The sequence below is a fragment of the Desulfocucumis palustris genome (genome assembly GCF_002933875.1).
Lineage (GTDB): Bacteria > Bacillota > Desulfotomaculia > Desulfotomaculales > Desulfocucumaceae > Desulfocucumis > Desulfocucumis palustris.
In genome coordinates this window covers 23380-30552 of sequence record NZ_BFAV01000025.1, presented here as the reverse complement: position 1 = coordinate 30552, position 7173 = coordinate 23380, and the positions used below count along the sequence as shown (strand labels likewise).

The following is a 7173-nucleotide window of genomic DNA, read 5'->3' as shown; positions in this document are numbered from 1 at the left end:
TTCAACTCTTATTAACGATGCTTAAAAATACCTTGCGGAAATATCTTACAATAACGGATTGTGCTTTACAGGACCTCATTAACGATTTTATTTCCTTTCTGCCCGCTTTTTAAAAGGGGTATTTTTAGCCCAGGCAAAAGATATGGAACTGAAAAATTCCTTAAATATGGGAATGGAAACGTTAATTATTCCCCATATCGAAAAAATTCAAAGCTTTATGCATAAAGAAGGACTGGAAGTTCCTGCGGTCCCGCCGCGAAAGAACCTCGATATTATCGGAAAGCAGATTGAGCCGAATACTTACATCCAGGATGACGGGATTGTCAACAGCATAAGAGAAATTTATAAATTCGGCTTAACACTGTATATGAGAGGATTATCAGAATCAACAAGAGATGACATAAGACAGCTCGTCTGGCAGATCCTTTCGGATGACTACAAGGGTTATGACGCAATGGTAAAGATGGACAGGAAAAATAATTGGCTAATTTCTCCACCGACTATTTAACCCGGTTGAGCCTGATCTTTCATAACAAAAACCTGCGGCTTCTTTCTTAGATTAAGGAGTCATAGGCTTCAGCAGCGCATCTTTAAAATGACTAAAAATATCATAAAAGCACCAAAATAAAAAGGGCATTTCCAATTAGGAAACTGCCCTTCTTTCTTATGCAATCACTATATTACTTGCATACATTTGCGGCTTGAGGACCACGATTACCTGGCACTACGTCAAACGTCACGCTTTGACCTTCTTCAAGGTTTTTAAATCCTTCGCCTTGGATAGCGGAAAAATGGACAAACACATCGTTGCCTTCACTTGTTTCAATAAAGCCAAATCCTTTTTCGGTATTGAACCATTTAACTACACCTACCATTTTAAAACCTCCTTTACTTAAAATTGATCAAAAAAGCTTAAAACTGAAAACCCTTGACCAATCATAACAAGAGGCCCAAAATGGTTTGCATTCTTAACTTTTTAACACAACGCAATCGTATCATAGTTTAAGTAAAATAGCAAATTTATTTTTAATTTCGGGGGACGTTCATGGATTAGGAACATATCTCACCATTACATATTTCTAAAAAGTTAACTGCGGATAAACGATAAAAAAGAACGTCCCCCAATGATTCCGGGAAGCGTTCATAAGCTGGGGGCATTCCTCTAAAACCAGTCTTTTAGTAGAGGAATGTCCCTTTTCATATGATGGTAATATTTACTATTCAGAAATGAGTCTTTGACCAGAGGAATGTCCTTTATCCTATTTTTTTTCCTTCACTGTGTCAACTATGGCCAGCAGGTTTTCCAGGGGCGAAGCCGGAGCCACGGAGCAGCCCGGGGAAATCATGCTGAAACCGTCCTCCAGGGCTTTTTCAACCTCCCGCCTCACCTCTTCCGGTGTGCCGGAGAATAATGTCCTGACCGGGTCAACCCCTCCTATCAGCGGCATCTTTATTCCCTTTTTGCTGAACTCCTCCAGGGCCAGCTTCACGTCCACCACCGGCTCGATACTTATGGCCGACGGCCCTGTTTCGGCTATATCCGTCATAATGGCGTCCAGCTTGCCGCAAATGTGTATGATGGTGGGGGCGTTAATCCCGGAAAACTGTTTTTTCTCGTAAGGGGCGGCCAGGGATCTGTATATTTTGGGACTGACCAGATCCAGGGAGGTCATCATGTCCTCCACGCAAATAACATCGGCCCCGGCCTCCACCAGGGCGTTGGCCAGAACGGTGCCGGCCTTTTCAGCCAATTCAAGAAAGGGAACCACCTTTTCCGGCTTTTTAAAGCTGGTCCTTAACATGTCATCTATGCCCACCAGGTTTGTGGCCACCGTGTAGGGTCCCACTATACCGCCGATTATTATCACCTGGTCGCCTATGTTCTCTTTAAGTATTCTCACAGCCTGCAATAATTGCGGAATTCTGCCCCTCTCCAGGAAATCATCGGGGAATTGCGGCTGGTCGCCAATTTTATAGGGGTGCACTTCCACGCTGGGAACACCAGTCCTGCCCGCGTCCTTTATTTTAGCCCCCAGGGCTTCCGCCTCATGGGTCTGGCAAAAGGGTACCCGTACGGCGTCCAAACCCAGCATGGTAAAGCCCCCCATGGCCAGGGCGGCCATTTTGTCTCCCCGGGCATGGGCTTCGGGCCACGCCGCCCCCAGTTCATCCATCTGCTCATAGGTGGCATGCTGGCAAACACTTATTACAGGCGGCCGGTCCACGGCCTCCCCCTTCAATGCCGCCAGCACCCTGTCACGACTGTTCATAGCCACTCCCCCTGATTATAAACGTATTTTTATCGAACGCCCCCGGCGCCGGGAGCGCCCGAAGAACATCTCTTTCACTAATTAATTAACAGAACAAATTCCGGCCAAATCAAATATTTTTTCGGGGCAGGCCCTGTGGCAGCGCCTGCACGCGGTGCCGTTGCACCTGTCCAATTGAAGCGTCAAAACTGTTTCCCCTTCTCTTAACGATATATTCAAAGCATTTTCCGGGCAGCTTTCCACACAGATGCCGCAGCCCGTGCATCCGGGAAAAACCGTGGATTTTTCCACACCCACTTGGGATATTATGGTCAGGCCCCTGCTGCCCACATCCTCTATATCCCGTTCAACCCTGCTCACCTCCGGTATTCCCCGGGATATTTCCACTGCCGGAAGCGAATATTTCCAGGCAAATTTCCGGTAGGTTTCCCAGGACATGCCCTCTCCCCAGTAGGACAGCTCCAGGATATAGGCTTTTTCAAAAATTTGGGATGCTCCGAACATGCAGTGGTTGGCCCGGAGATTACCGGCCAGTTCAGTCAGTTCATCCATTGTCTGAGGATTTATTACAATATCCCGGGCCAGGGCCAGGGAAGTGTTGCCAACCTGGTATATCCTTTTTACCCCGTGGGGGACCATGCCGATTTTTTGTGCCTTGGCGGCATCCACGTATGTCCCCGAAGCGCCGGCCATGTACGCCACATTTATATCGGCCACGTCAATGCCCGCCTCCCGGGCCAGGGTGATATATCCGGCCCGTATGGCGCCTATGGCCTTTCCCGCTTCAATCAAGTCGCTTTCACTGAGGGTTACCCCGTCCGATAGATGCAGTTCGGCGTCGGGGGTGTTGATTTCCGGAAGCTTAATCATCCTGGCCCCCAACCCCTCACAGAGGGCGGCCACCACCCCTGTGCCGGTAATTCCCGCGGCCCTGATGCCGCCCTGGGCTAACAGCCTTCCGGAACTCATATCCACCACATCCCCGGACTGCTGATTCATCAACCGGTCCAGCACCAGGCAGCGGTGCCCCCCGGGCTCGGGGCAGACATCTGTAATGGCGCCCGGGGAGGCCAGCATTCCCCGGTGAATGTGCTGGCCTTCCAGGGCGGGGCCGGCGGCGCAGGACCCGGTGATAATCCGGTCCCCCACCTTTAAGGCCATTTCCGCGTTGGTTCCGTAATCGGTAACCAGGGCGATGTCGTCCCTCTCCAGCAGGCCGGATTTAATCATCATGGCCAGGGCGTCGGCGCCAATCTCGTGTTTTACCGAAGGAGGTATATACACCGGGATGTTTCCCGGTATGCCCAGATTTCTGATATCGCCCCCCTTCAAGCGCTTGCCGTTCCTGTCCGGGGAGGTAACACCCAGCGCCCTCCGCTTGTTCTCCCCCGCATAGGCCAGATCCCTTATTTCTATTTCCTCAAATATGGACAGCTGTATTGGATTACCGCAGACAGCCAGGCATTCCAGCTCTTCCGGGGGCACTCCCAGGAAGCCGATTACCTGGTTGACTGTCTGAACCACTATGGTGTGCGCCACATCCAGTCCCATTTCTATGGCAAAATTCAAATGATCCATTACATTGGCCCCGGGAAGAGGGTGGCGGGCAGTTATTGCCGTAGACAATATGCTCCCGCCGGCCAGATCAACAGCCTGGGCCCTGAACCCGCTGGTTCCCAGGTCTATGGCTACGCCTATATTGCCCATTCCTTTTCCTTTCCTTTAAACCGAGCATCCGTCCAATCTTCGCTCCAGTTCTTCCCTGTCCAGGTTTCTCCCTATCACAACAACCCTGCTGGCGGAATAGGGGCGGTCGCCCCGGGCCAGGTCGATTTCCCCCCGGGAGTAATTTGCAATCAGCCAATCCCCGGTTTTGGTCTCAAAAATGCCCTTGGCCCTGACCACCTGCCCCATATCCCCGCCGCTCAGGCCGCGAAAAAACTCCTCCAGCTTCAGGGGGTCAAAACAACCGCTCAAAACACTGCTGAATTGTCCCAGTTCCCCGCCTTCGAATTCCTCTTCGCCGTTGAAAAGAAAAGAGGTGCCGCCACCCGCTGCATTGCAATAATCCATATCCTCTTCCGGCGCCCCGGAGCCGGCTTTTTCCAGCTCCCGCTCCACACCCTTGCCGTAAGTGGTGAACAGCACCCTGGCCTCTTTATTAATGGAAGCTATTATGGAACGAAGCCTGGCGGCCTCCTGGGAATCTATCTTGTCGCATTTGTTAAACACTATTATCCGGGCCGCGGCAAGCTGGTTTTTGATAAACAAGGGATTTGCCCGGTAATCCGCGGAGAAATTGGCGGCATCCAACACGGCCACGACATTGATCCGCCGGATATGCTCAGCCAGGCTCAGGCTTTTCAACACGCCCAGCACATTGCCGATGGTGGCTATGCCGGTGGGCTCAATGATCAGCCGTTGGGGCTTATACCTGCCGGCAATGTATGCTATCTGCGACTTCATGTCCGCTTTCAGGGTGCAGCAAATACACCCGTTGGCCAGTTCCACCACCTCGGCCCCGGAATCACCCAGCAATTCCCCGTCAATTCCTGTTTCCCCAAACTCGTTAACCAGAACGGCAATTTTTTCTCTGCCCGGGCATTCCAGCAAAATGTTCTTAATCAGCGTGGTTTTGCCGCTGCCCAGAAAGCCGTTCACAACATCAACCCGCATCAATTGTGACACACCCCTGCAATTATCCGTTGTATTTTTCCCTCAGCTCCTGCCAGGTGCCCCCGTTTACGGCATCCGCGGCCATTCCCGGAGCCTGGGAGGCGTCCTTTCCAAAAACCCCCAGTTTATAGCCTGTGACGTATTCCTCCGATACGGCTCCGCCGCCGCAGACGAAGGGAATTTCCAGGCCGGCGGCGCTCAGCCGGTTGGATATCTTCTCAAAGGCGGTCATGGTGGTGGTCATCAGGGCCGTTCCGGTAACCATAACGGGCTTGTATTGTTTAACGGCGTTAACCACCGTATCCACCGGAACGTCCTTGCCCAGATCGATTACCTCGTAACCATTTGCCCTTAACAGCGCGTTCACAATCTTTTGGCCCAGATCATGAATGTCGCCCTCTGCGGTATGGGTTACCACAATTCCTTTTTTCTCCATGGATTTGCCCATTTTTTTCTCGCACAGCTCTATCCCGGCTAGCATGGCATCCGAGGCCAGTATTACCTGGGGCAGGTAGTAGGTTCCCTCGTCCCACAGCCGGCTGACTTCATTCATTCCCTTAATCAGGGCGTCATTAATTATCACCATGGGGTCCAGTTTGGTTAAGGCTTCATCGACCAGCCCCAGAATATCGTCCGTTTCACCCTCAATGACACATTCCATTATTTTTTGAAGGTCCGCGTCCTTGGCAGTTGCCATTATCCCCTGGCCGGAACCCTCGGATACAAGATCGTAACGTTTGAAAATATTATCGTAATTGCTGATTGCCAATGCCTCCATATATAACCCTCCTTTTCACCTGAAGCCCTTTGTACCTATAGCCCGTAGTTTTTGGGCTCGAAACCCCGCACCTGCTTTTTGTATATCTCGCAGCAATTATCAATAAAATCCTGCTCGTTTTCGGGCATGGCCTCCAATTGGGCCATGGAAGACTGCAGGGCTTCTTTTTCAAAAGCCGACATCCTCAGCAGCGGGTCTCCCAGCATTAATTCCCCGGCTTTCATGGCGGCGGCCCTGGACCTGGCATAATACGAACCGTTGTTGGCCACTATGGCCTTGCCTATTTCATAGGCGTTATCCGGGGCCAGAATGAAACCGTGATGGTCCCTGTATTTATCGGACAGCACCATCATCTGCTGCAAATCCCTGGCCTTGCCAAGCTCAATGGCGGTATTCATCAGGGCCACGTCATAGCCCAGTATTTCGGCGAACACCGCGGTGGTGGTGCCCCCGAACATGTCGTGGTATTCCACGGCCTCGTTGCTCCAAAGGTCGCAGCAGGCCATCACCAGATTGCCCAGCAGGTCGCTATGGGCGCAGGCCGAGGTTTTTCCCTCCATGGCAATGGGCACGCCGGTTATTGCCTTGGTAACCACGTCTTCATAGCCGCAGTCCTTGGTGGGCCCCTTTGCTCCCTGCTCGTAAGCCACCAGGCTGCGGGCGGCGGCCACGGCCCTGGTCAGTGCGGCAAAGGAGTGGGGAACCGAGCGGTCCTGGTATCCGCCGGCCATGAACATGGCCACGTTGGCCTGGGCGCAATTGGTGTCCCCTCCCGGTGTGACCCCGTATTTATCAGCGATTTTTACTATTTTCTTCCACGTGTACTCCATGTCCAAACTGCCCAGAACACCGATACCGAACACAACCCCCCGGATATCTTGCCTGACTATGGCGTAGTCGGTGATTTCCTTTCCGCCCACGGTTTCAATGGAGAGGTTATCCGCTCCGCCGGCGGCGCTGGCCTCAAAGGCCTCCAGCATGGTTTCCAGGGCCAGGCTGTCCCATACCTTTTCTTCATCGGGCTTGCGGTAATCGGCTATTGTAGCCCTGATGGCGCTTTTCAAGCCGTATTTGCGGTGATAATTTTCCATCAGCCTTTTCACCTGGGCGGCTATTTCCCCGCCCCAGGCAGGGTTTTTGGTCATCTGATAAACGTGCTCCAATTCCACCTGAATACCGGGAATACCGATGGCCACACACCTGTCCAGCACGTCGGTAACCATTTTTTCATATTCCTTTACCAGGGTTTTCTGGCTTTTCTCCGTTCCGGGCCTGGGATGAGGCACCAGCTCCGGATATACGTACCCGCCTCCCACCACAAAGTCCCGGCCGTATTGAACCGGTGATTTAGCCGTTCCAAAGATCATCTCTTCCGCACTGTCATACGCCATTTTTTCAAATTTTGGCATTTCTACATACCTCCTCGCCGTGTGGCAACATGGTTACAAT

General features: G+C 52.0%; 6 protein-coding genes and 1 pseudogene. 1 reads left to right on the top strand and 6 read right to left on the bottom strand.

Annotation, left to right across the window (positions count from 1 at the left end):
* Positions 1–130 precede the first annotated feature (130 nt).
* A pseudogene (locus DCCM_RS02485) lies at positions 131–508 on the top strand (DUF3231 family protein); the annotation flags it as partial.
* 172 nt (positions 509–680) lie between these two features.
* Here DCCM_RS02485 and DCCM_RS02480 read toward each other — a convergent pair.
* The 6 genes from DCCM_RS02480 to DCCM_RS02455 all read right to left on the bottom strand — a co-directional run bounded on the left by DCCM_RS02480 (position 681) and on the right by DCCM_RS02455 (position 7133).
* Positions 681–875: a cold shock domain-containing protein gene (locus tag DCCM_RS02480; RefSeq protein ID WP_104370882.1), complete on the bottom strand. Its 195-nt coding sequence runs from the start codon at positions 873–875 to the stop codon at positions 681–683.
* A 384-nt stretch (positions 876–1259) separates the two neighbouring features.
* A complete protein-coding gene (locus DCCM_RS02475; RefSeq protein ID WP_104370881.1) occupies positions 1260–2270 on the bottom strand; it encodes an MtaA/CmuA family methyltransferase in 1011 nt (336 codons plus the stop codon).
* Between the two features lie 81 nt (positions 2271–2351).
* A complete protein-coding gene (locus DCCM_RS02470; RefSeq protein WP_104370880.1) occupies positions 2352–3977 on the bottom strand; it encodes a methylamine methyltransferase corrinoid protein reductive activase in 1626 nt (541 codons plus the stop codon).
* Between the two features lie 15 nt (positions 3978–3992).
* Positions 3993–4946 (bottom strand): CobW family GTP-binding protein, encoded by a 954-nt coding sequence (locus DCCM_RS02465; RefSeq protein ID WP_231702616.1) that lies wholly within the window; start codon positions 4944–4946, stop codon positions 3993–3995.
* 22 nt (positions 4947–4968) lie between these two features.
* Positions 4969–5724: a cobalamin B12-binding domain-containing protein gene (locus DCCM_RS02460; RefSeq protein WP_104370878.1), complete on the bottom strand. Its 756-nt coding sequence runs from the start codon at positions 5722–5724 to the stop codon at positions 4969–4971.
* A 35-nt stretch (positions 5725–5759) separates the two neighbouring features.
* Positions 5760–7133 (bottom strand): methyltransferase MtaB domain-containing protein, encoded by a 1374-nt coding sequence (locus DCCM_RS02455; RefSeq protein WP_104370877.1) that lies wholly within the window; start codon positions 7131–7133, stop codon positions 5760–5762.
* Between the last annotated feature and the right edge of the window lie 40 nt (positions 7134–7173).